We start from the raw sequence: 21,105 nt of genomic DNA on the forward strand, positions 1-21,105 counted from the left end.
TAAACGAAGAAGGCGCCCGCGGGCGCCTTCTTCGTTTACTGCAGCAGCTGTTCAGCGATTGAGGAAGTTGGCGCCGCCGAAGTTCTGCGCGTCGGGGGTCTCTTCCAGCTCGACGCCGTCCAGGCCTTGCGACAGCGTATGCGCATCGCCGCCCTGCGCCAGCTTGATGCGCAGGCGCACCTCGTTGGAGCTGTCGGCGTAGCGCAAGGCGTCTTCGTAGCTGATCTCGCCGGCGTGATAAAGCTCGACCAGACTCTGGTCGAACGTCTTCATGCCGAGCAGGGTGGATTCCTTCATGACCTCCTTCAGCTTGTGGATCTCGCCCTGGCGGATGTAATCCTGCACCAGCGGCGTGCCCAGCAGCACTTCCACCGCCACCCGACGAGCCTTGCCATCGGGGGTGGGGATCAGCATCTGCGCCACGATGCCCTTCAGGTTCAACGACAGATCCATCAACAACTGCTGGCGACGGTCTTCCGGGAAGAAATGCAGGATGCGATCCATCGCCTGGTTCGCGTTGTTCGCGTGCAGGGTACACAGCACCAGGTGACCGGTCTCGGCAAACGCGATCGCGTGATCCATGCCTTCGCGCGTACGCACTTCGCCGATCATGATCACGTCCGGCGCCTGACGCAGCGTGTTCTTCAGCGCGTTGTCCCAGCTGTCGGTGTCGATGCCCACTTCACGCTGGGTGATGATGCAACCTTCGTGCTTGTGCACGTACTCGATCGGGTCCTCGATGGTGATGATGTGGCCGGTCGAGTTCGCGTTGCGGTAGCCGATCATCGCCGCCAGCGAAGTCGATTTGCCCGAGCCGGTGGCACCGACAAAAACGATGATGCCGCGCTTGGTCATCGCCAGCTGCTTGAGTACCGGCGGCAGCGTCAGCTCCTCGATCGTGGGGATCTTCGACTCGATCCGGCGCAGCACCATGCCGACGCAGTTGCGCTGGTAGAAGCACGACACGCGGAAACGGCCGACGCCCTGCGCGGAGATCGCGAACTGGCACTCGTGGGTCTTCTCGAATTCCTCGCGCTGGCCCGGCGTCATCACGTTGAGCACCATGTCGCGCGATTGCTGCACGCTGAGCGGACTCTGCGTGATCGGCACGATCCGGCCCTGCACCTTCATCGAAGGGGCGACGCCCGCCGTGATGAACAGGTCGGAGGCCTTCTTGTGCACCATCAGTTTCAGGAATGAGGTGAAATCAAAGTCGCTCATGGCGGTACCTCAGGGATTCGGGATTAGGGATTCGGGATTCGTCAAAAAGACCGCCGTCGGGAGCCGGGGCCAGGCCTTGGCTCTCGCCAATCCCGAATCTCCAATCCCGAATCCCCGCTTCACTTGAAACTGTCCTTGTTCTTGGCATAGGCGGACGCCTGCTGGCGCGTCACCAGGCCGCGCTTGACCAGGTCCTGCAGGCACTGGTCCAGCGTCTGCATGCCGAACTGCGTACCGGTCTGGATCGACGAATACATCTGCGCCACCTTGTCCTCGCGGATCAGGTTGCGGATCGCCGGAATGCCGACCATGATCTCGTGCGCCGCGATGCGGCCGCCGCCGACCTTCTTCAGCAGCGACTGCGATACCACCGCGCGCAGCGATTCGGACAGCATCGAACGCACCATCGGCTTTTCGCCGGCGGGGAACACGTCGATGATGCGGTCGATCGTCTTCGCCGCCGAGCTGGTATGCACGGTGGCGAACACCAGGTGGCCGGTTTCCGCGGCGGTCAGCGCGAGGCGGATGGTTTCCAGGTCGCGCAACTCGCCGACCAGGATGTAGTCGGGATCCTCGCGCAGCGCCGAACGCAAGGCTTCGTTGAAGCCCAGCGTGTCGCGATGCACCTCGCGCTGGTTGATAAGGCACTTTTGCGAGGTGTGCACGAACTCGATCGGGTCCTCGACCGAGAGCATGTGCCCGTATTCGTTCTTGTTGATGTGGTCGACCATCGCCGCCAGCGTGGTCGACTTGCCCGAGCCGGTCGGGCCGGTCACCAGGATCAGGCCCTGCGGCTGCTCGATCAGCTCCTTGAAGATGCGCGGCGCGCCGAGGTCTTCCAGCGTCAGCACCTCGGACGGAATGGTACGGAACACCGCGCCGGCGCCGCGGTTCTGGTTGAACGCGTTGACGCGGAAACGCGCCAGCCCGGGAATCTCGAACGAGAAGTCGGTTTCGTAGAACTCTTCGTAGTCGCGCCGCTGCTTGTCCGACATGATGTCGTAGATCAGCGAGTGCACCTGCTTGTGTTCGAGCGCGGGGATGTTGATCCGGCGGACGTCGCCATCGACGCGGATCATCGGCGGTAGCCCGGCGGACAAGTGCAAGTCCGAGGCCTTGTTCTTCACCGAGAAGGCAAGCAGTTCGGCAATGTCCATCTGTCGTTTCCCCTCAACCGATCGTCTGGATGGCATGAATTCGTATGCCACATCCGGGGCCGGATGACATTCGCAGGCGTGGTGCGCCGCAGCGCACGGCATCCGGCGCCACGACACCACCCGGACGAACTACCCGAATCCCCCCTGTAGCCGCGTCGATACTACTCGCGCAACCGGCTGTGCGGCCAGTCTTTCTGCCGTCAATGTGCAAACTGCCGACCCGGTTTGCGCACCCGGTCGAAAAATCGTCGTCCGGCCATGATCACGGCCTCCATGGCGGACGGACGCTGGCACCCTGACCGGCAAAATCCGTCGCGATCGCGCCGGCTCCGGTAAGGTACGCGGTCTGGACGAACGAGGAACCCTGCATGACACGACTTGCCTTCATCGGCGGCGGCAACATGGCGCGCAGCCTGATCGGCGGCCTGCTGAAAACCGGCGTGGCGCCGGCCACCCTCAGCGTAGCCGAGCCGCTGGCGGAGGCGCGCCAGGCGCTGGGCCGCGAGTTCGGCATCGCCTGCTATGCCGAAAACCGGCTGGCCGTGGCGGAAGCCGAGGTCATCCTGCTGGCGGTCAAGCCGCAAGTGATGCCGGCGATCCACACCGAACTGCGCGACACCCTGCAGCGCAATCGGCCGTTGCTGATCTCGATCGCCGCCGGTGTGCGGCTGGATCAGCTGGAACGCTGGTTCGGCAGCGGCCTGCCGATCGTGCGCTGCATGCCGAACACGCCGGCGCTGATCGGCGCCGGCGCCACCGGCCTGTGCGCGAACAACCGGGTCAGCGCGGCGCAGAAGGCGCAGGCGCAGCACATCCTCGATGCCGCCGGAATCACCCGCTGGATCGATGACGAGGCGCTGATGGATACGGTCACCGCGCTGTCCGGTTCCGGCCCGGCGTATTTCTTCGCCCTGGTCGAGGCGCTGGAAGCCGCCGCCGTGGCGCAAGGCCTGCCCCGCGATACCGCGCGCGCGCTCGCCGCGCAGACCTGCCTGGGCGCCGGTCGCATGCTGGTCGACAGCGGCGAGGATCCCGCCGTGTTGCGCCAGCGCGTCACCTCGCCGCACGGCACCACCCAGGCCGCGCTGGAAAGCTTCAGCGCCGACAGCCTGCCGCACATCGTCGCCCGCGCCGTCGCCGCCGCCACCCGGCGTGGCGTGGAACTCGCCGCCGAACTGGACAAACTGCCGTGAGCTATCTGCTGAATGCACTGGCCCTGCTGCTCGACCTGGCGTTCGACGCCGTCGTCGTCCTGCTGCTGCTGCGCGTGGCCGCCGAGGCCTGCCGCGCGGACTTCCACAATCCGCTGAGCCAGTTCGTCTACCGCTACACCAACCCGGTGCTGGCACCGATCCGCCGCGTGCTGCCGAACTGGCGCCGGATCAACCTGGCCGCCCTGCTGCTGGCGTGGCTGGCGATGCTGGTCAAGCGCCTGCTGCTGTTCGCCCTGCTCGGCGTGATGCCGCACCCGTTCGGCCTGATCGTGCTGGCGCTGGCCGAACTGCTCGACTTCGTGCTGCTGTTCTACCTGGTGCTGATCTTCGGCTGGTCGCTGTTGAGCATGTTCTCGGTGGACCGCCGCCATCCCCTCCTGCAACTCGCCAGCAGCATCGTCGCCCCATTGCTGCGCCCGCTGCACGGCAAGCTGATCGCCGGCCAGATCGACTTCGCCCCGATGGCGGTGATGATCGTACTGCTGCTGGCGCGGCTGCTGATCGCCGCCCCGCTGCTCGACCTCGGTGCCCGACTGGCCATGGGCGCCTGAGTTTTCTGCAGCAGACGGCTATTCGTTACGTGAAGCAAGAGCCTTTTGAAGCAAGAGCTTTCGTCCTCCTTGCGGAGGGCGAGTCACTTTCTCTCGCTTGCCCGAGAGAAAGTAACCAAAGAGAGGGGCGCCCCGCTTGGCGCTTGCCGGGCTCCTTCCCGGCAAGTTCGTGAGCCGAGGCCGGGCTTTTCGACCGGACTCCTGTCCGGGCGAAAAGGCATCGACATCCCTGTCGATGCCCGCTGCGCGGCCTGTCGACCCCGACTCACCGCCGCGCAAGGGACCCCGGCAAAGCAGCGGGCCATCGTGGCCCGCACTTTTCAGAAGAGCCGGATCAACAGCAACAGAGCGATGCTTCGCTCTGGCTTTTGCCTCTGTGCTCCATCACCGAGTGCGGGCCACGATGGCCCGCTGCTCTACCCGGGGTCCCCTCTGAAGCGGCGGGCGGGTGAAGGAAAGCCCGCAGGGTGGTTCGCAGGGATGCGAACCAGTTTGGCGTCAGTCCAAGGATGGACTGTCGACAAACCCCGTAACCCGCACGCGAACTTTCCGGGCATGGCGAGGGCATGGATGCCCGAGTTGAGGCAACGCAGGAGCGGTTGCCCGATGCCCGGAAAGCGCGGAAGCGGGGGGTCGTTTTCTCTTGGTTACTTCTCTTTTGGACAAGCAAAAGAGAAGTAACTCGGCTGCCGCAGGCAGACGAAAGCTCTGCACTTCAAATCATCAAAGCCAGGCGAAACCACCGCGACCGCCCCCGCTTCCACAAGAGCAAAAAAGCTCAGCGCAGCGCCCATTCCGCGATGATTCGATGGATCTCGTCCAACCCGTCGAACAGCGCCGCCGGCCCCGGCTGCAAAATGATCGGCGACTTGATCTCGTGCAGTTCGCCATCGCGTACCGCAGGGATCGTGTCCCAACCCGGCCGCACCGCCACACGTTCCGGCCGGAAGCGCTTGCCGCACCACGAGCCGAGGATGATGTCCGGGGCGCGCCGCACCACTTCGTCGCCGTTCGGCAGGATGCGCTGCTTCGCCAGCGGTTCGCGGGCGAGTTCGGGGAAGCAGTCGTTGCCGCCGGCGATGCCGATGATCTCGGCGACCCAGCGAATGCCGGTGATGATCGGCTCGTCCCATTCCTCGAAATACACCTTCGGCCGCCGCGGCAATTTCGCGACGGCGGCGCGGACATCGGCGATGTGCCGCTCGGCACGCTGCGCGTAGGCCTCGGCTTTTTCGTGCGCGCCGACCATCGCGCCAAGCCGGCGGATGTAGGCGAGGATGCCGTCGACGCTGCGGTGGTTGCTGATCCACACCTCGACGCCGGCCTTGATCAGCTCACGCGCGATGTCGGCCTGGATGTCGGAAAAGCCGATCGCCAGATCCGGTTCCAGTTTCAGGATCTCGCCGATCTTCGCGCTGGTGAACGCGGAGACCTTCGGCTTCTCCTTGCGCGCCCGCGGCGGTCGCACGGTGAAGCCGGAAATGCCGACGATGCGGCGCTCTTCGCCGAGCGCGTACAGCACTTCGGTCGGCTCCTCGGTGAGGCAGACGATGCGTTGCGGGAAGGGGTCCGGCAAGCCGGAATCCGCTGCGACATGATCCATTCGTTCAATTCCCCAGCACGGTCACCACGACCTTGCGCTGGTGCGGGTCGATGCGGTGTTCCCACAGATAGATGCCCTGCCAAGGGCCCAGCATCAGCTTGCCGCCATGCACCGGCACGGTGAGGCTGACCCCGGTGAGGATCGAACGGACGTGCGCCGGCATGTCGTCCGGGCCTTCCGCGTCGTGCTGGAAGATCGCATCGCCATCCGGCACGGCACGCGCGAACCAGCGTTCCAGGTCGTTGCGCACGGCGGGGTCCGCGTTCTCGCTGATCAGCAGCGAACAGCTGGTATGCGCGGTGAACACCTGCGCGATGCCCGTCTGCACGTGGCTGGCCGCCACGGCGTCGCCGACCTGCGCGGTGATCTCGCTGAAACCGCGGCCGCGCGTATGCACGGCAAAGCCACCTTGCGCCACGTGCTCCGCGGGCAGCGCCCGGGTCATGGGTACAGCATCCGGCTGGTCCAGGTCTGCCCGTGGCGATCCCAGCGCACCCGTTCGTGCAGGCGGAACTCGGCGCCGTACCAGAACTCCAGCATGTCCGGCTCGACCACGAAGCCGCCCCAGTGCGGCGGCCGGGTCACTTCGTGGCCTTCGAACTGCTGCTCGTAGCGCGTCACCCGCTGCTCGAAGCTGTCGTGATCGGGCAGCGTCTGCGATTGCAGCGAGGCCCATGCGCCGATCTGGCTGCCGCGCGGGCGGCTGGCGAAGTAGGCGTCCGACTCCTCCGCCTGCAGCTTGCGCGACACGCCTTCCACGCGCACCTGCACGCCTTCGCGCAGCTGCTTCCAGTGGAAGCACAGCGCCACCTGCGGATGCGCTTCGAGCTGGCTGCCCTTGTCGCTCTGGTAATTGGTGTAGAAGCGGAAGCCGCGCTCGTCGGCGCCCTTGAGCAGCACGATGCGCGAGGCGACCCGGCCGGAACCGTCCACGGTGGCCAGATTCATCGCCGTCGGCTCGCAGTCGCCGCTGGCCTTGGCCTCGTCCAGCAGGTGCAGAAAGGTGTCGAGAATCTCGGATTTGAGCATGATGTCTGAAACTTTCCTTTTGCATCGTGGCCGACACGCGCCATCATGGCGCGGATGAACCTGACCGATAATAGTGCAATGCCCCATTCATCCAGTACCACGGCGCCCCGGATGACGACGCCATTTTCCCTCATGGAATGTGAAGGCGGCAGCGACATGACCGTTTGCGGAATGCTCCGCCGCCGCTGCCTGCCGGTGGCGGAAATCCCTCCTGGAACCATGGTGTCCCGCGGATGACGTCCCACGCCGACCTGCAGAACGAGGCCCTCGCCGGCCACCTGCTCGACCAGTACGCCGGGCGCATCGCCCGCTCGCGCCGTCCGTACATCCTCGGCCTGTCCGGCCTGCAGGGCAGCGGCAAGAGCACCCTGGCGCGGGTGATGAAGGCGCAGGCCGAAGCGCGCGGCTGGCCCACCGAAGTGCTCGCGCTGGACGACTTCTACTACGCCCGCAGCGACCGCGAGGGGCTGGCGCGCGACGTGCACCCGCTGCTGCGCACCCGTGGCGTGCCGGGCACGCACGAGATCGAGCTGATGCTGTCGGTGCTGGCTGCCCTGCCGCATGCCTCGGACAAGCTGCCGGTGTCGCACCCGCGCTTCGACAAGGGCCGCGATACCCGCTTCCCGCCGTCGCGCTGGCCGCGCACCACGCGCCCGCCCCGGCTGGTGATCGTGGAAGGCTGGGCGCTGGGCATCCGGCCGCAGCTGCAGGCCGCGCTGGCCAGGCCGGTCAACGAACTGGAGCGCGCCGAAGACCCCGACGGCAGCTGGCGGCACTGGGTCAACAAGCAGTTGCGCGGCTATCAGCCGCTATGGCGCAAGTTCGATGCGCTGATCGTGCTGCAGGCGCCAAGCTGGGAGATCGTGCGCCGCTGGCGCGGCGAGCAGGAACAGGAGTTGCTGGCGCGGCATGCGCCGCTGGCGATGGACGCCACCGCGATGGAACGGTTCCTGGCGCATTTCGAGCGGCTCAGCCGGCACGCGCTGGCCACCTTGCCGGCGCTGGCCGACACCTGCGTGGAATACGACGACGACCGCCACATGACCGGGCTCAGCCACGGCTGAATCGGGAATCGGGAATCGGGGAAACATGGAACTGCCCCGACCCTGATCCCCGGCACCGTCCGGTCAGTCGACGACGAAGTTCACCTTCATGTTGACGCGCCACTCGGTCACCGTGCCGTCGTCCTTGGTGACCACCTTGATCTCGTTGACCCAGGCGCCCTTGATGTTCTTCACCGACTCCGCGGCCTTGCTCAGGCCGTGCTGCACCGCGTGCTCGATGCCCTTGCTGGACGAAGCGTTGATTTCGATGACCTTGGCTACCGACATGGCGTCAATCTCCCGTGGAATCGTGCGAGCGGCACGCTGCGCTTCCCCCGCCTGAAACCCGAGTCTGACCCGCCGCCGTGCGCAAGGACAAGCCGCACTGCAAAATCACCTCACGTTGACGCTTCGACCTGCACCGCCGTGCCGTAGGCGAGCACTTCGGTGACGCCCTGGGCCACCTCGTTCGCGTCGTAGCGCATCGCCACCACGCCGTTCGCGCCCATCGCCGCGGCGTGCCGCAGCATCAGCTCGAACGCCTCCTCGCGCGCCTTCTCGCACAGTTCGGTGTAGATCGAAATGTTGCCGCCGACGATGGTCTGCAGCGCCGCGCCGAGGTTGCCGACCACGCTGCGCGAACGCACGGTGATGCCGCGCACGATGCCGAACGAACGCACGATGCGGCAGCCGGGAATCTCGCTGGCGGTGCTGACCTGATGATGCGGAACGCGGTTTGCCATGGCGGTTCTCCTTCGGTGGATGGTTCAGCTGTCGAGTAGCGCGGCGTAGCCTTCGCGTGCGTCCGGCCATTGCGGCGCCCAGCCGCTGGCGCGCAGTTGCGCATTGCGCAGCCGCTTGCTGCCCACGCCGGCCGGCGCCGCGCCCTCGACGGGCAACGGCGCATCGATCAGGGCGGCCAGGAAGTCGTACAGCTCGTCGAGCGGCATCGGCGTGTCGTCGACGCCGAGATACAGCGGTTGCGGCGACTTCAGCTGCAGCAGATGCGCGACCGCCGCGGCGGCATCGTCGACGTGAATCCGGTTGGCCCAGTGCGGCGTCTCGCGCGGCACCCGCAGCTGCCCCGCGCGCAGCCGCTCGATCAGTTGCAGCCGACCCGGCCCGTACAGCCCGGCCAGCCGCAGCACGGTCGCCGGCAGCGATTGCTCCGCCAGCCACTGCTCGGCCTCCAGCAGCACCGCGCCGTTGAATCCCGGCGGATCGGTCGGGGTAGTCTCGTCGACCCAGTCGCCGTCGTGCTCGCCGTACACGGCGCTGGACGAGACGAACAGTACCCGCGCCAGCTTGTGGCAATCGAGCGCGTCGAGCAGGTGGCGCAAGCCGTCCACGAAGATCGCGCGGTACGCTGCCTTGTCGCGCGTCGCGGGCGCCGGCAGGTAGACCAGCCGGGTGATCCCGACCGGCAGTTCGCGCAGGCTGGCCGGATCGGTCAGGTCGCCGCGCAGCCAATGGATGCCGTGCCCGCCGCGCGCCGGCGGCTGGCGCCGCAGCGCCCATACCTCGTCGCCGCGCGCGCGCAGGCGTTGCGCCACGCGTTCGCCCAGATCGCCGCATCCGGCCAGCAGGATACGTTCGCTCACCATCACCCTCCTGTCGATCTGCCCAGGCTGATCCGCCCTGTTAGCATTTGCCCATGAACCCGTCGCACAACCTGTTTCTCATCGGCCCCACCGGTGCCGGCAAGACCTCGATCGGGCGACGGCTTGCTGCGCATTATGGCCTGAGCTTCGTCGATCTCGACCAGGAGATCGAGCGGCACTGCGGCGTGGACGTGAACACGGTATTCGAGATCGAGGGCGAGGCCGGTTTCCGCCAGCGCGAAAGCACGCTGCTGGACGAGTGCAGCCGCCGCCCCGGCGTGCTGCTGGCCACCGGCGCGGGCGTGGTGCTCGCGCCGCACAACCGCCAGCATTTGCGCGAGCGCGGCTACGTGGTGTGGCTGCAGACCACGATCGAGCAGCAACTGGAGCGGCTGGAACGCGACCACCGCCGCCCGCTGCTGGCGGTGCCCGACCGCCACGAACGGCTGCAGGCGATGGCGCAGGTGCGCGAGCCGATCTACCGCGAACTCGCCGATCTTGCGGTGCCCGGCGAACACGGCAGCGTCGCTGCCGCCAGCGAACGCTGCATCGCGCTGATCGACCACTATTGGCAGCGCCCCGGCGCATCGCCCAGGCAGACCGCATGAACCACCCCGCATTCCAGACGATCACCGTTGCCCTCGGCCAGCGCAGCTATCCGGTCTGGATCGGCGCCGGCCTGCTCGGCGATCACGCGCGCTGGCGCGCCATGCTGCGCGGCCGGCATGCGCTGGTAGTCAGCAACACCACGGTGGCGCCGCTATACCTGCCGCGCATTGAGGCAGGGCTGGGCGGACTGCACTGGTCGTCGTTCCTGCTCGACGACGGCGAGGCGCACAAGACGTTCGCCAACGTCGGCCGCGCGCTGGAAGCGCTGGGCCAGCTCGGCGCCACCCGCGACGCCTGCGTGATCGCGCTGGGCGGCGGCGTGGTCGGCGACCTGGCCGGTTTCAGCGCAGCGTGCTGGATGCGCGGCATCGACTTCATCCAGATGCCGACCACCTTGCTGGCGATGGTCGACTCCTCGGTCGGCGGCAAGACCGGGGTCAACCTGCCGGTCGGCAAGAACCTCGCCGGCGCGTTCCACCAGCCGCGCGCGGTGATCGCCGACATCGACACCCTGGCCACCCTGCCCGAACGCGAATACCGCGCCGGCCTGGCCGAGGTGATCAAGGGCGCGGCGATCGGCGACGAGCCGTTCTTCGCCTGGCTGGAACAGCACGCCGCCGCACTGGCCGCGCGCGACCCCGCCACCGTGCTGGAGGCGATTGCGCGCAAGGTCCAGTACAAGGCCGACGTGGTCGCCCGCGATGAAACCGAACAGGGCGAACGCGCCCTGCTCAACTTCGGCCACACCTTCGGCCACGCGCTGGAAACCGCCGGCCACTACACCACCCTGTTGCACGGCGAAGGCGTGGCGGTCGGCATGCTGCTGGCCGCCCGGCTGTCCGAGCGCCTGGGCATGAGCAAACCGGCCGCCACCGCCCGCCTACAACACCTGTTGGAAACCCTCGGCCTGCCCGTCGCGATCCCGCCCGGCACGGATCCGCAGCCACTGCTGGCGCTGATGCGGCTGGACAAGAAGAACACTGCCGGCACGCTGCGGCTGATCCTGTGGCGCGGCCTCGGGCGGGCCGAGATCGTCGGCGGCGTGAACGAGGCCGACGTGCTGGCCGTGCTGCAAGCCGCGGGATAAACCGCCGGGTGTGACGACATGGCCCGGCCGGATCGCGGGTGTGCCTGCGCAAATCCTATAAACTGTGTCGTCCGGCTACGCGCCCGTTCGTGCTCCATCCCTGGAACCCATGCGCCTCTATCTGCAAACCGTGCCCGGCAGTACCGACGCACCCCGCTACGTCCAGATCACGCTGGAGCAGGACCTGCTCGGTGGCTGGACGCTGTACCGCGAATCCGGTACCCAGGGCGGCCGCGCCACGATGAAGCGCGAGCAGTTCCTGGAGCGCGACGAGGCGGTTGCCGCCTTCGAGAAAGCCCGCGATGCCCAGCTCAAGCGCGGCTTTCGCCTGATGTTTGCCCAGGGCCTGGAAGGCCCGTACGGACGCTGATTGAAATGACTGACGTGTTGAAGAACGACCGCTTCCTGCGCGCACTGCGCCGCGAACCCACCGACACCACGCCGATCTGGGTGATGCGCCAGGCCGGCCGCTACCTGCCCGAATACCGCGCCACCCGCGAGCGCGCCGGCAGCTTCATGGGGCTGGCGCAGAACCCCGAGTACGCCTGCGAAGTGACCTTGCAGCCGCTCGAACGCTTCGAGCTGGACGCGGCGATCCTGTTCTCCGACATCCTCACCATTCCCGACGCGATGGGCCTGGGCCTGTCGTTCGCCCACGGCGAAGGCCCGCAGTTCGCGCGCCCGGTACGCAATGCCGCCGACATCACCAAACTCGCCGTGCCCGACATGGACGGCGAATTGCGCTACGTGATGGACGCGGTGCGGCTGATCCGCCAGGAACTGCACGGCCGCGTGCCGCTGATCGGCTTCTCCGGCAGCCCGTGGACGCTGGCCTGCTACATGGTCGAGGGCGCCGGTTCACGCGACTTCGCCACCTTGAAGACGATGTGCTGGAACGAGCCGAAACTCGCCCACCAGCTGCTCGACACGCTGGCGCAGTCCGTCGCCGCCTACCTGATCGCCCAAGCCGCCGCCGGCGCCCAGGCACTGATGATCTTCGACACCTGGGGCGGCCTGCTCGGCCCCGCCCCGTTCCGCGAATTCTCGCTGCGCTACATGGCGCAGATCGTCGCCGCGCTGAAAGCCGACACCCACGCGCGCGAGTTGCCGGTGATCCTGTTCTCCAAGGGCGCCGGCCAGCATCTGGCGGAAATGGCCGACACCGGCTGCGCCGCGCTCGGCGTCGACTGGACCATGAACCTCGCCGACGCCCGCCGCGCCGTCGCCGGCAAGGTTGCGCTACAAGGCAACCTCGATCCGGCCGTGATGCGTGCCAGCCCCGAGGTGATCCGCCGCGAGGCCCGCGCCGTACTGGACAGCTACGGCAACCACCCCGGCCACATGTTCAATCTGGGCCACGGCATTACGCCGGAAGTGGATCCGGAACATGTGAAGGTACTGGTGGATGAAGTGCACGCGTACGGACGGGCGCTGCGTTCCTGACGCTTTCCCAGCATCGGGGCGGCCGCCGTCACGCCCCTCCACAAGGATTCCTCATGCAGCTCTCCGACATCCCCTTCGGCACCACCGACTGGTCGGGCATCGAGCGAACCGGGCACGCCGGCGCCAGCGGCAGCGCCTACTGGCGCACGCAGCATTTTGGCGGTCTGCGGGTCCGGATGGTGGAGTACACGCCGGGATACCTGGCGGATCACTGGTGCGTCAAGGGTCACATCCTGCTCTGCCTCGAAGGCGAGCTGCACACCGAATTGGAAGACGGCCGCACGTTCACGCTCACCCCCGGCATGAGCTACCAGGTTGCCGACAACGCCGAGCCGCACCGTTCCTCCACCGCCACTGGCGCCAAGCTGTTCATCGTCGACTGAAACCACCCGAATCCCGGCAAGCCCAACGTTTTCTGTTTACAAACCCCTGCCGCCTTTTCCCGCAAGGTCAGCCGGCCCTGCCGGACCCGACAAACTGGCCCGCGAGACATCGGGATCCACCACCCCACGATCTGCGGTGGACGACGGCCGAGCCGCCAACGCCGGAGCGCTGCTTTGGCAGCCTCTGCCTGCGCCCGTACAATGGCCGCTTTACACCACCTGTGCGTACCCTTTGAGGCGCGCCATCGCGAGCCCCCATGGAAAAGAGTTTCGAACCCGCCCAGATCGAGTCGACGTGGTATGCGCGCTGGGAAGCCAGCGGCGCATTCCAGCCGTCGGGCAAGGGCGCGCCGTATTGCATCCTGCTGCCGCCGCCGAACGTCACCGGCACGCTGCACATGGGGCATGCGTTCCAGCAGACGGTGATGGACATGCTGGTGCGCTACCAGCGCATGCGCGGCATGAACACGCTATGGCAGGTCGGTACCGACCATGCCGGCATCGCCACGCAGAAGATCGTGGAGAACCAGCTGGCGGTCGAGAACAAGACCCGGCACGACCTGGGCCGCGACGCGTTCATCGAGCGGGTGTGGAAGTGGAAGGAGGAATCCGGTTCCACCATCACCCACCAGATGCGCCGCATCGGCGCCGCCGCGGACTGGTCGCGCGAGCGCTTCACCATGGACGAGGGCCTGTCGGCCGCGGTGCGCAAGGTGTTCATCGACTGGTATCGCGCGGGCCTGATCTACCGCGGCAACCGGCTGGTGAACTGGGACCCGCTGCTGGGCACCGCGGTGTCCGATCTGGAAGTGAACAACGTCGAACGCGACGGCCACATGTGGTCGATCCGCTACATGACCAGCAATGGCGCCGAGAGCGTGGTGGTCGCCACGACCCGTCCCGAGACCATGCTCGGCGACGTCGCCGTGGCGGTGCATCCGGAGGACGAACGCTACGCGCACCTGGTCGGCAAGATGCTGAAGCTGCCGTTGACCGACCGCGAGATTCCGGTGATCGCGGACGATTATGTGGACCGCGAATTCGGCACCGGTTGCGTGAAGATCACCCCAGCGCACGACTTCAACGACTACGCAATCGGCCAGCGCCACCAGTTGCCGCCGATCACCATCTTCACGCTGGACGCCAAGGTCAACGACAACGCGCCGCAGAAATACCGTGGCCTCGACCGCTACGACGCGCGCAAGGCCGTGCTGGCCGACCTCGAAGCGCTCGGCCTGCTGGTGGAAACGAAGCCGCACAAGCTGCAGGTGCCGGTAAGCCAGCGCTCCGACGCGGTGATCGAGCCGATGCTGACCGACCAGTGGTTCGTCGACCTCACCTCCGACGTGCAGGCCGATGGCCGTCCGGGCGGGCGCAAGGCGATCACCCAGCCGGCGCTGGACGCCGTGCGCAACGGCGAGATCAAGTTCGTGCCGGAGAACTGGTCGACCACCTATACGCAGTGGCTGGACAACATCCAGGACTGGTGCATCAGCCGCCAGTTGTGGTGGGGCCACCGCATCCCGGCGTGGTACGACGAGGCCGGCAACATTTTCGTGGGCGAGGACGAAGCCGATGCACGCGCCAGCGCCACTACCGCACCGGTCGGCGCGCTGCGACAGGACGACGACGTGCTCGACACCTGGTTCTCCTCCGCGCTGTGGCCGTTCTCCACACTCGGCTGGCCGGCCGACGGCCCGGTAAAGAACGAGCGCGGCGAAGTCGTGGCGAACTGGGAGCAGGACCAGATCTTCCTGCCCAGCGCCGTGCTGGTCACCGGCTTCGACATCATCTTCTTCTGGGTCGCGCGGATGGTGATGGCGACCAAGTACTTCACCGGCCGCATTCCGTTCCGCGAGGTCTACATCAACGCGATCGTGCGCGATGCGGAAGGCCAGAAGATGTCCAAGTCCAAGGGCAACACGCTGGATCCGCTGGACCTGATCGACGGCATCGCGCTGGAACCGCTGGTGATGAAATCCACCAAGTCGCTGCTGATCCCGCAGGTGCGCGCCAAGGTCGAAAAACGCATCCGCAAGGATTACCCCGACGGCATCCCCGCGATCGGCACCGACGCGCTGCGCTTCACCTTCGCCGCGTTGGCCAGCTACAGCCGCACGATCAACTTCGACATCAAGCGCGCGGAAGGCTACAAGGCGTTCTGCAACAAGCTGTGGAACGCGGCGCGGTTTGTGTTGATGAACCTGCCGGAAGGCGAGATCGCTGCACCGGTCAGTGCGCCAGCGACCGAAGCCGAGCGGTGGATCCTCACCCGCCTCAAGCAGACGCTCGGCGAAGTCGAGCAGCACTTCGTCAGCTACCGCTTCGACCTGCTGGCGCAGGCGCTGTACGAATTCGTCTGGAACGAGTATTGCGACTGGTTCCTGGAGCTATCGAAGCCGGCCTTGAACGGTGACGACGCCGCAGCCGCCGCTTCGACCCGGCACACCTTGCTGGTGGTGTTGGAAAGCGTGCTGCGCGCGCTGCATCCGGTGATTCCGTTCATCACCGAAGAAGTGTGGGCGTCGGTGGCGCCGATGCTCGGCCTCAGCGAAGGCAGCCTTATGCAGCGTCCATGGCCGCGCGCCGAAGACATCGTTGCCGATGACGCGGCCACGGCCGAGATCGAGTGGTTCAAGAACGTTCTCTCCGGCATCCGCAAGATTCGCTCGGAGATGAATATCTCGCCAGCCAAGACGATCCCGCTGCTGCTTGCCGACGGCGACGCCAACGATCGCGCGCGCGCGGCGAAGTTCGCTGCGCAGATCGCCTTCCTCGCCCGCACCGAAGCGCCGCAGTGGATCGCAGCCGGCAGCGAGGAGTCCGCCGCGGCCGCGGCCGTGGTCGGTACGCTGCGCGTGCTGATCCCGCTCGCCGGACTGATCGACCTCGGCGCCGAAAAGACGCGCCTGGCCAAGGAAATCGGCCGCATCGAGGTCGAGATCAGGAAGTGCGAAGGCAAGCTTGGCAACGCCAATTTCGTCGCCAACGCACCGGCCGAGGTGGTCGCCCAGGAGCGCCAGCGCATCGCCGACTGGAACACCACGCTGGGCGCATTGCGCGAGCAGGCGGACAAACTGCAGAAATGAACCCGCAGGGCGGGCACCGCCCGCTCTGCGGCCACGCGAACAAATAACCTCGCGCGTTTCCCCGGGCCGGCGTTCGCTTATTTCTCGAGATTGCCTGTGGCCATCTCGAGTGCCATCACGATGGCGTCCTCGCGCCCATGCCGCGCCGGGTAATAACGCGGCCGCCGACCGATCTCGTTGAAGCCCACCGATTCGTACAGCGTCTTCGCCAGCGGATTCGACGGGCGCACCTCGAGGAATATCCGCTCGGCACCATTCCAGCGCGCGATATCCAGCAGCCGGCCCAGCAGGTGCCGGCCCAGGCCGCGGCCGCGCCAGTCCGGCCCGATGCACAGGTTCAACACGTGCGCCTCTCCGGCGCCCATCGACAGGATGCCGTAGCCGGCGATCGCCTCGTCCACGCACAGCACCCAGCACGGGTGCCCGGCCTTCACGCAATCGCTGAAGATACCCGCCGACCAGGGGAATTCGTAGGAAACGTTTTCCAGCGCGCTGACCGTGGCCAGATCCTCGGTGCGCATGCCGCGAACCTGGATCACCGGTTTGATCACCGCGACCATGGCGTTTAGCTGTCCGCAGCGGCCAGCGCGCGGCGCACACTGCGCAGCGCGTTCCACAGCCGTCGCTTGGCCCCGGCGCTGCTCAGCACCAGCGCCGGTTCGTCGGCCAGCACGATCTGCGCCTGATGCATCGCCGCCGCCGGCAGCGTGCGTCCCAGCGCGTGCGCCTGCGCTTCGCCGAACACCAGGTAGGCCCGCGCCTCGGGCACATCCGCAGCCAGTTGGCCGCCGCTCACCGTGACTCGCGCGGCGCGCGCCAGGGCGGCGCCGCACGCATTCAGGGCGCGGCCGAGCAAGTCGAGTTCGCGCGTGCTGCAATCCTGCGGCAACACCACCACGCAGGCGACGCTGGCTGCCATCTCCGACACCGCGGCAGCCGCGTATTCCGACCCGGCTGCCGCAGTCGGTGCAGTCCGCCGCTGCCATGGCGTCACGCCCAGCGCACGCAATACGCGGGCGCGATGGTCGGCGCTGACGTGCTGGCGCGGCAGGGCGTTCATGCCGCGCTGCGCCGCGCCCGGCGCCGATGCGTGGCCAGGCTCCAGATGGTCCACACCGGGCCGGACAACAGGTAGACCGTGAAGCCGATGAACAGTACGCGCGGAGTGTCCAGGATCAGCAAGGCCAGCAGCAGCACCGCGATCACCATCCACACGAACGGCACGCGCTGGCGATCGCCCATCGGCAGCGACTTGAAACTGAAGTAACGGAACCGGCTGACCATCAGCAGGCCGACCACGATCGCGATCGCCGGCGTGATGAAGCAGAAATCGCTGCCGGCCAGGCCGAACTTGTCCACGCTCCACACGAACGACATGCACACCGCCGCCGCCGCCGGGCTGGCCAGCCCCTGGAAATAGCGTTTGTCGGCCACGCCGACCTGGGTATTGAAGCGCGCCAGCCGCAACGCGGCGCAGGCGGCGTAGATGAATGCGGCGGCCCAGCCCAGCTTGCCCCACAGCGGGCCGAAGTCGCGCAGCGCCGACAGCGACCACGTATACATCACCAGCGCCGGCGCCAGCCCGAAGCTGACCAGGTCGGACAGCGAGTCGTACTGCACGCCGAACTCGGTCTGCGTGCCGGTCATCCGCGCCACGCGGCCGTCCATGCCGTCCAGCAGCGCGGCGATGAATACCGCGATCGCCGCCTCGGTATAACGGCCGCCGATGCTGGCGATGATCGCGTAGAAACCCGCAAACATCGCCCCCGTGGTGAACAGGTTCGGCAGCAGGTAGATACCCCGATGACGGGGCGGACGGACAGGCAATGGCTCGCTCATGAATCAATCCGTGACAGGATGCGCGCAGTGTAAACCATCGGCTGCTTGAGTCCGGCACGCCGGAGTGATAACAAGGTGAACCTGATATTTCACGCAAACACGGAGAACACCATGCATCGTTCGCTGATTGCCGTGGCGCTGCTGTTGCTGGCCCCGCTGGCTGTTGCCCAGGTCTATAAATGGACGGACGCCAGCGGCACCGTGCACTACTCGGAAGCGCCGCCGGCACAGGGCACGAAATTCTCCAAGGTAACCACCACCGGCACGGTGGAGCCGCTGGCCGCACCGGCTTCCAGTGAAACGGCGGACCGCCGCGAAGCCCCGGCCGAACCCGCCAAGCCGGTGGCCGACACACCGGAAAACCGCAGCAAGATGTGCGATGCGCTGAAGGCCAACCTCGCCGCACTGCAGGGCAGCGGCCCGGTGACGATGCAGCAGGACGGCAAGACCGTCGCGCTCGACGACGCCCAGCGCAAGCAGCAGACCGCCTCGGCACAGGCGCAATACGACCAGTTCTGCCAGCAGGCCCGCTAAGCCATCGCCCGCGCTGCGACACCGTCGGCATCGGGCCGGGCGGTGCCGGCGCTGACCTGCGATGGCCCCGGCAGCCCGCTACAATGGGCGTCTTCATTCACGCCGGAACCGCCCGCATGCGCCTCAGCCAATTCCACCTGGCCACCGTCAAGGAAGTCCCTGCCGACGCCGAAATCGCCAGCCATCGGCTGATGCTGCGCGCCGGCATGATCCGCAAGCTCGCCTCCGGCCTGTACACCTGGAGCCCGCTGGGCCTGCGCGTGCTGCGCAAGGTGGAAAACATCGTGCGCGAGGAAATGGACCGCGCCGGCGCGATCGAAATGCTGATGCCGTCGGTGCAGCCGAAGGAACTGTGGGAAGAAACCGGCCGCTGGGAAAAATTCGGCGGCCAGCTGCTGAAAATCAAGGATCGCAAGGGCCAGGAATTCTGCTATGGCCCGACCCATGAAGAAGTGGTTACCGACTTTGCCCGCAACGAGCTGAAAAGCTACAAGCAGCTGCCGGTCAATTTCTACCAGATCCAGACCAAGTTCCGCGACGAGATCCGCCCGCGTTTCGGCGTGATGCGCGCGCGCGAATTCCTGATGAAGGACGCTTATTCGTTTCACCTGACCCAGGCATCGCTGGCCGAGACCTACGCGGTGATGTACCAGGCTTATTCGCGCATTTTCACCCGCCTTGGCCTGACCTTCCGCGCGGTGCAGGCCGATACCGGCGCCATCGGCGGCAATGCCAGCCACGAATTCCAGGTATTGGCCGATTCCGGCGAGGATGCCATCGTGTTTTCCGACGGCTCGGATTACGCCGCGAATATCGAGAAGGCCGAGGCGCTGGCGCCGGCCGCCGGCCGCCCTGCCCCTGGCGCCACCCTGCAGCGGGTAGACACGCCCACCCAGAAAACCATCGACGACATTGTCGGCTTCCTCAAGGTCAGCCCGCAGCAATGCGTGAAGACCCTGCTGGTGCGCGGTCGCGATGGCCTGGTCGCGCTGTGCCTGCGCGGCGACCACGAGATCAACGCGGTCAAGGCCGGCAAGCTGGCCGAGCTGCCGGACGAATCGGTGCTCGCCAGCGAGGAGGAAATCCTCGCCGCCACCGGCACGCGCCCCGGCTTCATCGGGCCGGTCGGCCTGCCGGCGTCGATCCCGGTGATCGTCGACCGCGACGCCGCCGTGCTCGCCGACTTCGTCTGCGGCGGCAATGTCGACCGCACGCATTGCACCGGCGCGAACTGGGATCGCGATGCGCGCATCACCCGCGTCGCCGACCTGCGCAACGTGGTCGAGGGCGACCTTTCCCCCGACGGCCAGGGCCTGCTGCACCTCGCCCGCGGCATCGAGGTCGGCCACGTGTTCCAGCTCGGCACGAAGTACGCCGAGGCGCTCGACGCCACTGTGGTGGACGAAACCGGCAAGCCGCAGGTGATGGCCATGGGCTGCTACGGCATCGGCGTCAGTCGCATCGTCGCCGCCGCGATCGAGCAGCGCCATGACGAAGCCGGCATCCTCTGGCCGGAAGCGATGGCGCCATGGCGGGTGGTGGTGTGCGTGATCAACCCGAAACATTCGCCCGCCGTCAGTGCGGCGGCCGAAGCGCTGTATCAGGCGCTGGGCCAGCGCGGCATCGAGGCCTTGCTGGACGATCGCGGCGTACGCGCCGGCAGCATGTTCGCCGACATGGAGCTGATCGGCATCCCGCACCGCGTCGTGGTCAGCGAGCGCGGGTTGGCCGCGGGCACGCTGGAATATCGCGCCCGCGAAGACAGCGAAAGCCGGTCACTCGACGAAGACGAACTGTTTGCCCTGCTTGGCTGAACCGGCCAGTTACCGCATTAACCAAAACGGCCGCCCGGTGCGGCCGTTTTGCATTTGCCGCAATGGAATCGCCGAACGCGCCTGATTCAAAACCGGTCGCACCATTAATTACTTTTAATGTGAAAACACATTTCACACAGTGCCCCGCGCTTTACAAGGATTCTGCAAATAAGCGAGAATCCGGACTGCAACAACTTCCAGTGCGTCAGGCCTTGTTTCCCATAATGGCCGGACCCTAGCCAAATCATTTATTCGCCGATACTCACCCGGGAGTCCGTCATGGCCGTCGACATCAAGAACCTCAATCACAACCAGCTCAACGACCTGATCAGCAAGGCACAGGTTCGCCAGAATGAACTGCGCAAGGAAAAGGTAGCCAAGCTGCGCGAGAAAGTGCATGCCTTGATCAAGGCCGAGGGTTATGCCTTCGAGGACATTTTCGGCAGCACGCGCGGCAAGGCCAAGCGCACCACCGGTACCGTCGCGCCGAAGTACCGCAACCCGGCCAATCCCGCACAGACCTGGTCCGGCCGCGGCAAGCGTCCGCATTGGTTCAACGATGCGCTGAAGGCCGGCAAGAAGGAAAAGGATCTGGCGATCTGATCGCTGTTCCGTTAGCCGCTTCAACAAAAAGCGCCGGCTTGATGCCGGCGCTTTTTGTTGGTTCCAGGGTAATGCTGCATTCGCTTGAGTGGGCAAGCACATGCTTGATTCCTCCCCCCTGCAAAGCGGGGGGTGGTTTTTGATCTTGCCTTGGCCAAGAGCAACCCCTCACCTGAAGGACTCCCTTTGGTCGCCCAACCCTCCCCTGCCTTGCAGGGGAGGGGGCGAAGGTGCCGAGCGGGTTCGTCGTCTTGATGGACAAGGCAGACGACATGAGCCGCGCCT

23 protein-coding genes are annotated in these 21,105 nt (G+C 66.5%); 12 read left to right on the forward strand and 11 right to left on the reverse strand.

Features of this window, described 5'->3' with window-relative positions:
• Positions 1-51: 51 nt before the first annotated feature.
• Both ASG75_RS07315 and ASG75_RS07320 read right to left on the reverse strand, forming a co-directional pair.
• Positions 52-1,221 (reverse strand): PilT/PilU family type 4a pilus ATPase, encoded by a 1,170-nt coding sequence (locus tag ASG75_RS07315; RefSeq protein WP_056387294.1) that lies wholly within the window; start codon positions 1,219-1,221, stop codon positions 52-54.
• A 119-nt stretch (positions 1,222-1,340) separates the two neighbouring features.
• Positions 1,341-2,378, reverse strand: coding sequence for a type IV pilus twitching motility protein PilT (locus ASG75_RS07320; protein ID WP_056387297.1), 1,038 nt, complete (start codon positions 2,376-2,378; stop codon positions 1,341-1,343).
• Positions 2,379-2,746: 368 nt separating this feature from the next.
• Here ASG75_RS07320 and proC point away from each other — a divergent pair, with 368 nt between their 5' ends.
• Complete coding sequence (proC, locus tag ASG75_RS07325; protein ID WP_056387299.1) at positions 2,747-3,571, forward strand: pyrroline-5-carboxylate reductase; 825 nt, start codon at positions 2,747-2,749, stop codon at positions 3,569-3,571.
• The gene (locus tag ASG75_RS07330; RefSeq protein ID WP_056387301.1) at positions 3,568-4,143 is read left to right on the forward strand and encodes a YggT family protein; all 576 of its coding nucleotides are present in this window, start codon (positions 3,568-3,570) and stop codon (positions 4,141-4,143) included. Before proC ends, ASG75_RS07330 begins: the two co-directional genes overlap by 4 nt.
• A 778-nt stretch (positions 4,144-4,921) precedes the next feature.
• Here ASG75_RS07330 and ASG75_RS07335 read toward each other — a convergent pair.
• From ASG75_RS07335 to pdxH, 3 genes are read right to left on the reverse strand one after another with little or no spacing between them, the layout of a single operon-like run.
• Complete coding sequence (locus tag ASG75_RS07335; protein WP_056387303.1) at positions 4,922-5,746, reverse strand: cobalamin-binding protein; 825 nt, start codon at positions 5,744-5,746, stop codon at positions 4,922-4,924.
• A 4-nt stretch (positions 5,747-5,750) separates the two neighbouring features.
• A complete protein-coding gene (locus ASG75_RS07340; RefSeq protein WP_056387305.1) occupies positions 5,751-6,191 on the reverse strand; it encodes a secondary thiamine-phosphate synthase enzyme YjbQ in 441 nt (146 codons plus the stop codon).
• Positions 6,188-6,775, reverse strand: a complete 588-nt coding sequence (gene pdxH, locus ASG75_RS07345; protein WP_056387306.1) for a pyridoxamine 5'-phosphate oxidase — start codon at positions 6,773-6,775, stop codon at positions 6,188-6,190. Before pdxH ends, ASG75_RS07340 begins: the two co-directional genes overlap by 4 nt.
• Before the next feature lie 233 nt (positions 6,776-7,008).
• On the opposite strand from pdxH, the gene ASG75_RS07350 reads away from it, so the two are divergent.
• Complete coding sequence (locus tag ASG75_RS07350; RefSeq protein ID WP_056387308.1) at positions 7,009-7,839, forward strand: hypothetical protein; 831 nt, start codon at positions 7,009-7,011, stop codon at positions 7,837-7,839.
• Positions 7,840-7,902: 63 nt separating this feature from the next.
• Here the strand turns inward: ASG75_RS07350 and ASG75_RS07355 are convergent, their stop codons facing one another.
• The 3 genes from ASG75_RS07355 to ASG75_RS07365 all read right to left on the reverse strand — a co-directional run bounded on the left by ASG75_RS07355 (position 7,903) and on the right by ASG75_RS07365 (position 9,419).
• Positions 7,903-8,106: a dodecin family protein gene (locus tag ASG75_RS07355; RefSeq protein ID WP_056387310.1), complete on the reverse strand. Its 204-nt coding sequence runs from the start codon at positions 8,104-8,106 to the stop codon at positions 7,903-7,905.
• Positions 8,107-8,216: 110 nt separating this feature from the next.
• Positions 8,217-8,561, reverse strand: a complete 345-nt coding sequence (locus tag ASG75_RS07360) for a YbjQ family protein (RefSeq protein ID WP_056387312.1) — start codon at positions 8,559-8,561, stop codon at positions 8,217-8,219.
• Positions 8,562-8,585: 24 nt separating this feature from the next.
• Entirely contained in the window at positions 8,586-9,419 is an 834-nt protein-coding gene (locus ASG75_RS07365) for an NAD-dependent epimerase/dehydratase family protein (RefSeq protein WP_056389120.1), read from the reverse strand.
• Positions 9,420-9,472: 53 nt separating this feature from the next.
• Between ASG75_RS07365 and ASG75_RS07370 the strand changes: the two genes are divergently transcribed.
• The 6 genes from ASG75_RS07370 to ASG75_RS07395 all read left to right on the forward strand — a co-directional run bounded on the left by ASG75_RS07370 (position 9,473) and on the right by ASG75_RS07395 (position 16,030).
• Complete coding sequence (locus ASG75_RS07370; RefSeq protein ID WP_056387315.1) at positions 9,473-10,027, forward strand: shikimate kinase; 555 nt, start codon at positions 9,473-9,475, stop codon at positions 10,025-10,027.
• On the forward strand, positions 10,024-11,115 hold the full coding sequence (gene aroB, locus ASG75_RS07375; protein ID WP_056387317.1) for a 3-dehydroquinate synthase: 1,092 nt from the start codon (positions 10,024-10,026) through the stop codon (positions 11,113-11,115). Before ASG75_RS07370 ends, aroB begins: the two co-directional genes overlap by 4 nt.
• Before the next feature lie 109 nt (positions 11,116-11,224).
• A complete protein-coding gene (locus ASG75_RS07380; protein ID WP_056387319.1) occupies positions 11,225-11,485 on the forward strand; it encodes a WGR domain-containing protein in 261 nt (86 codons plus the stop codon).
• A 5-nt stretch (positions 11,486-11,490) separates the two neighbouring features.
• The gene (gene hemE, locus ASG75_RS07385; protein WP_056387321.1) at positions 11,491-12,558 is read left to right on the forward strand and encodes a uroporphyrinogen decarboxylase; all 1,068 of its coding nucleotides are present in this window, start codon (positions 11,491-11,493) and stop codon (positions 12,556-12,558) included.
• Between the two features lie 53 nt (positions 12,559-12,611).
• Positions 12,612-12,941 (forward strand): DHCW motif cupin fold protein, encoded by a 330-nt coding sequence (locus ASG75_RS07390; protein WP_056387323.1) that lies wholly within the window; start codon positions 12,612-12,614, stop codon positions 12,939-12,941.
• Between the two features lie 257 nt (positions 12,942-13,198).
• Positions 13,199-16,030 carry a valine--tRNA ligase gene (locus ASG75_RS07395; protein WP_056387325.1) on the forward strand — a complete coding sequence of 944 codons (2,832 nt, stop codon included), beginning with the start codon at positions 13,199-13,201 and terminating at the stop codon, positions 16,028-16,030.
• A gap of 77 nt (positions 16,031-16,107) precedes the next feature.
• Here ASG75_RS07395 and rimI read toward each other — a convergent pair whose 3' ends face one another.
• Genes rimI through ASG75_RS07410 form a run of 3 tightly spaced genes read right to left on the reverse strand, consistent with a single transcriptional unit; the run spans position 16,108 to position 17,869 of the window.
• Entirely contained in the window at positions 16,108-16,590 is a 483-nt protein-coding gene (gene rimI, locus ASG75_RS07400; protein ID WP_056387327.1) for a ribosomal protein S18-alanine N-acetyltransferase, read from the reverse strand.
• Between the two features lie 5 nt (positions 16,591-16,595).
• Entirely contained in the window at positions 16,596-17,090 is a 495-nt protein-coding gene (locus tag ASG75_RS07405) for a hypothetical protein (RefSeq protein WP_056389123.1), read from the reverse strand.
• Complete coding sequence (locus tag ASG75_RS07410; protein WP_056387328.1) at positions 17,087-17,869, reverse strand: phosphatidylcholine/phosphatidylserine synthase; 783 nt, start codon at positions 17,867-17,869, stop codon at positions 17,087-17,089. Before ASG75_RS07410 ends, ASG75_RS07405 begins: the two co-directional genes overlap by 4 nt.
• A 111-nt stretch (positions 17,870-17,980) precedes the next feature.
• Between ASG75_RS07410 and ASG75_RS07415 the strand changes: the two genes are divergently transcribed.
• From ASG75_RS07415 to ASG75_RS07425, 3 genes are all read left to right on the forward strand, one after another.
• On the forward strand, positions 17,981-18,403 hold the full coding sequence (locus ASG75_RS07415) for a DUF4124 domain-containing protein (protein WP_056387330.1): 423 nt from the start codon (positions 17,981-17,983) through the stop codon (positions 18,401-18,403).
• Between the two features lie 116 nt (positions 18,404-18,519).
• Positions 18,520-20,217, forward strand: a complete 1,698-nt coding sequence (locus tag ASG75_RS07420) for a proline--tRNA ligase (protein ID WP_056387332.1) — start codon at positions 18,520-18,522, stop codon at positions 20,215-20,217.
• A gap of 279 nt (positions 20,218-20,496) precedes the next feature.
• The gene (locus ASG75_RS07425) at positions 20,497-20,820 is read left to right on the forward strand and encodes an H-NS histone family protein (protein WP_056387334.1); all 324 of its coding nucleotides are present in this window, start codon (positions 20,497-20,499) and stop codon (positions 20,818-20,820) included.
• Positions 20,821-21,105 lie beyond the last annotated feature (285 nt).

The organism is Rhodanobacter sp. Soil772 (assembly GCF_001428385.1).
Taxonomy (GTDB): Bacteria; Pseudomonadota; Gammaproteobacteria; order Xanthomonadales; family Rhodanobacteraceae; genus Rhodanobacter.

What these genes read in the sequence shown, in the direction of transcription:
- hemE (WP_056387321.1), top strand. Translation starts at nt 11,491, where the DNA reads ATGACTGACGTGTTGAAGAACGACCGCTTCCTGCGCGCACTGCGCCGC.
- ASG75_RS07355 (WP_056387310.1), bottom strand. Translation starts at nt 8,106, where the DNA reads ATGTCGGTAGCCAAGGTCATCGAAATCAACGCTTCGTCCAGCAAGGGC.
- ASG75_RS07370 (WP_056387315.1), top strand. Translation starts at nt 9,473, where the DNA reads ATGAACCCGTCGCACAACCTGTTTCTCATCGGCCCCACCGGTGCCGGC.
- ASG75_RS07380 (WP_056387319.1), top strand. Translation starts at nt 11,225, where the DNA reads ATGCGCCTCTATCTGCAAACCGTGCCCGGCAGTACCGACGCACCCCGC.
- ASG75_RS07405 (WP_056389123.1), bottom strand. Translation starts at nt 17,090, where the DNA reads ATGAACGCCCTGCCGCGCCAGCACGTCAGCGCCGACCATCGCGCCCGC.
- proC (WP_056387299.1), top strand. Translation starts at nt 2,747, where the DNA reads ATGACACGACTTGCCTTCATCGGCGGCGGCAACATGGCGCGCAGCCTG.
- ASG75_RS07360 (WP_056387312.1), bottom strand. Translation starts at nt 8,561, where the DNA reads ATGGCAAACCGCGTTCCGCATCATCAGGTCAGCACCGCCAGCGAGATT.
- ASG75_RS07340 (WP_056387305.1), bottom strand. Translation starts at nt 6,191, where the DNA reads ATGACCCGGGCGCTGCCCGCGGAGCACGTGGCGCAAGGTGGCTTTGCC.
- ASG75_RS07320 (WP_056387297.1), bottom strand. Translation starts at nt 2,378, where the DNA reads ATGGACATTGCCGAACTGCTTGCCTTCTCGGTGAAGAACAAGGCCTCG.
- ASG75_RS07420 (WP_056387332.1), top strand. Translation starts at nt 18,520, where the DNA reads ATGCGCCTCAGCCAATTCCACCTGGCCACCGTCAAGGAAGTCCCTGCC.
- ASG75_RS07390 (WP_056387323.1), top strand. Translation starts at nt 12,612, where the DNA reads ATGCAGCTCTCCGACATCCCCTTCGGCACCACCGACTGGTCGGGCATC.
- ASG75_RS07410 (WP_056387328.1), bottom strand. Translation starts at nt 17,869, where the DNA reads ATGAGCGAGCCATTGCCTGTCCGTCCGCCCCGTCATCGGGGTATCTAC.
- rimI (WP_056387327.1), bottom strand. Translation starts at nt 16,590, where the DNA reads ATGGTCGCGGTGATCAAACCGGTGATCCAGGTTCGCGGCATGCGCACC.
- ASG75_RS07350 (WP_056387308.1), top strand. Translation starts at nt 7,009, where the DNA reads ATGACGTCCCACGCCGACCTGCAGAACGAGGCCCTCGCCGGCCACCTG.
- ASG75_RS07425 (WP_056387334.1), top strand. Translation starts at nt 20,497, where the DNA reads ATGGCCGTCGACATCAAGAACCTCAATCACAACCAGCTCAACGACCTG.
- aroB (WP_056387317.1), top strand. Translation starts at nt 10,024, where the DNA reads ATGAACCACCCCGCATTCCAGACGATCACCGTTGCCCTCGGCCAGCGC.
- ASG75_RS07395 (WP_056387325.1), top strand. Translation starts at nt 13,199, where the DNA reads ATGGAAAAGAGTTTCGAACCCGCCCAGATCGAGTCGACGTGGTATGCG.
- pdxH (WP_056387306.1), bottom strand. Translation starts at nt 6,775, where the DNA reads ATGCTCAAATCCGAGATTCTCGACACCTTTCTGCACCTGCTGGACGAG.
- ASG75_RS07415 (WP_056387330.1), top strand. Translation starts at nt 17,981, where the DNA reads ATGCATCGTTCGCTGATTGCCGTGGCGCTGCTGTTGCTGGCCCCGCTG.
- ASG75_RS07315 (WP_056387294.1), bottom strand. Translation starts at nt 1,221, where the DNA reads ATGAGCGACTTTGATTTCACCTCATTCCTGAAACTGATGGTGCACAAG.
- ASG75_RS07335 (WP_056387303.1), bottom strand. Translation starts at nt 5,746, where the DNA reads ATGGATCATGTCGCAGCGGATTCCGGCTTGCCGGACCCCTTCCCGCAA.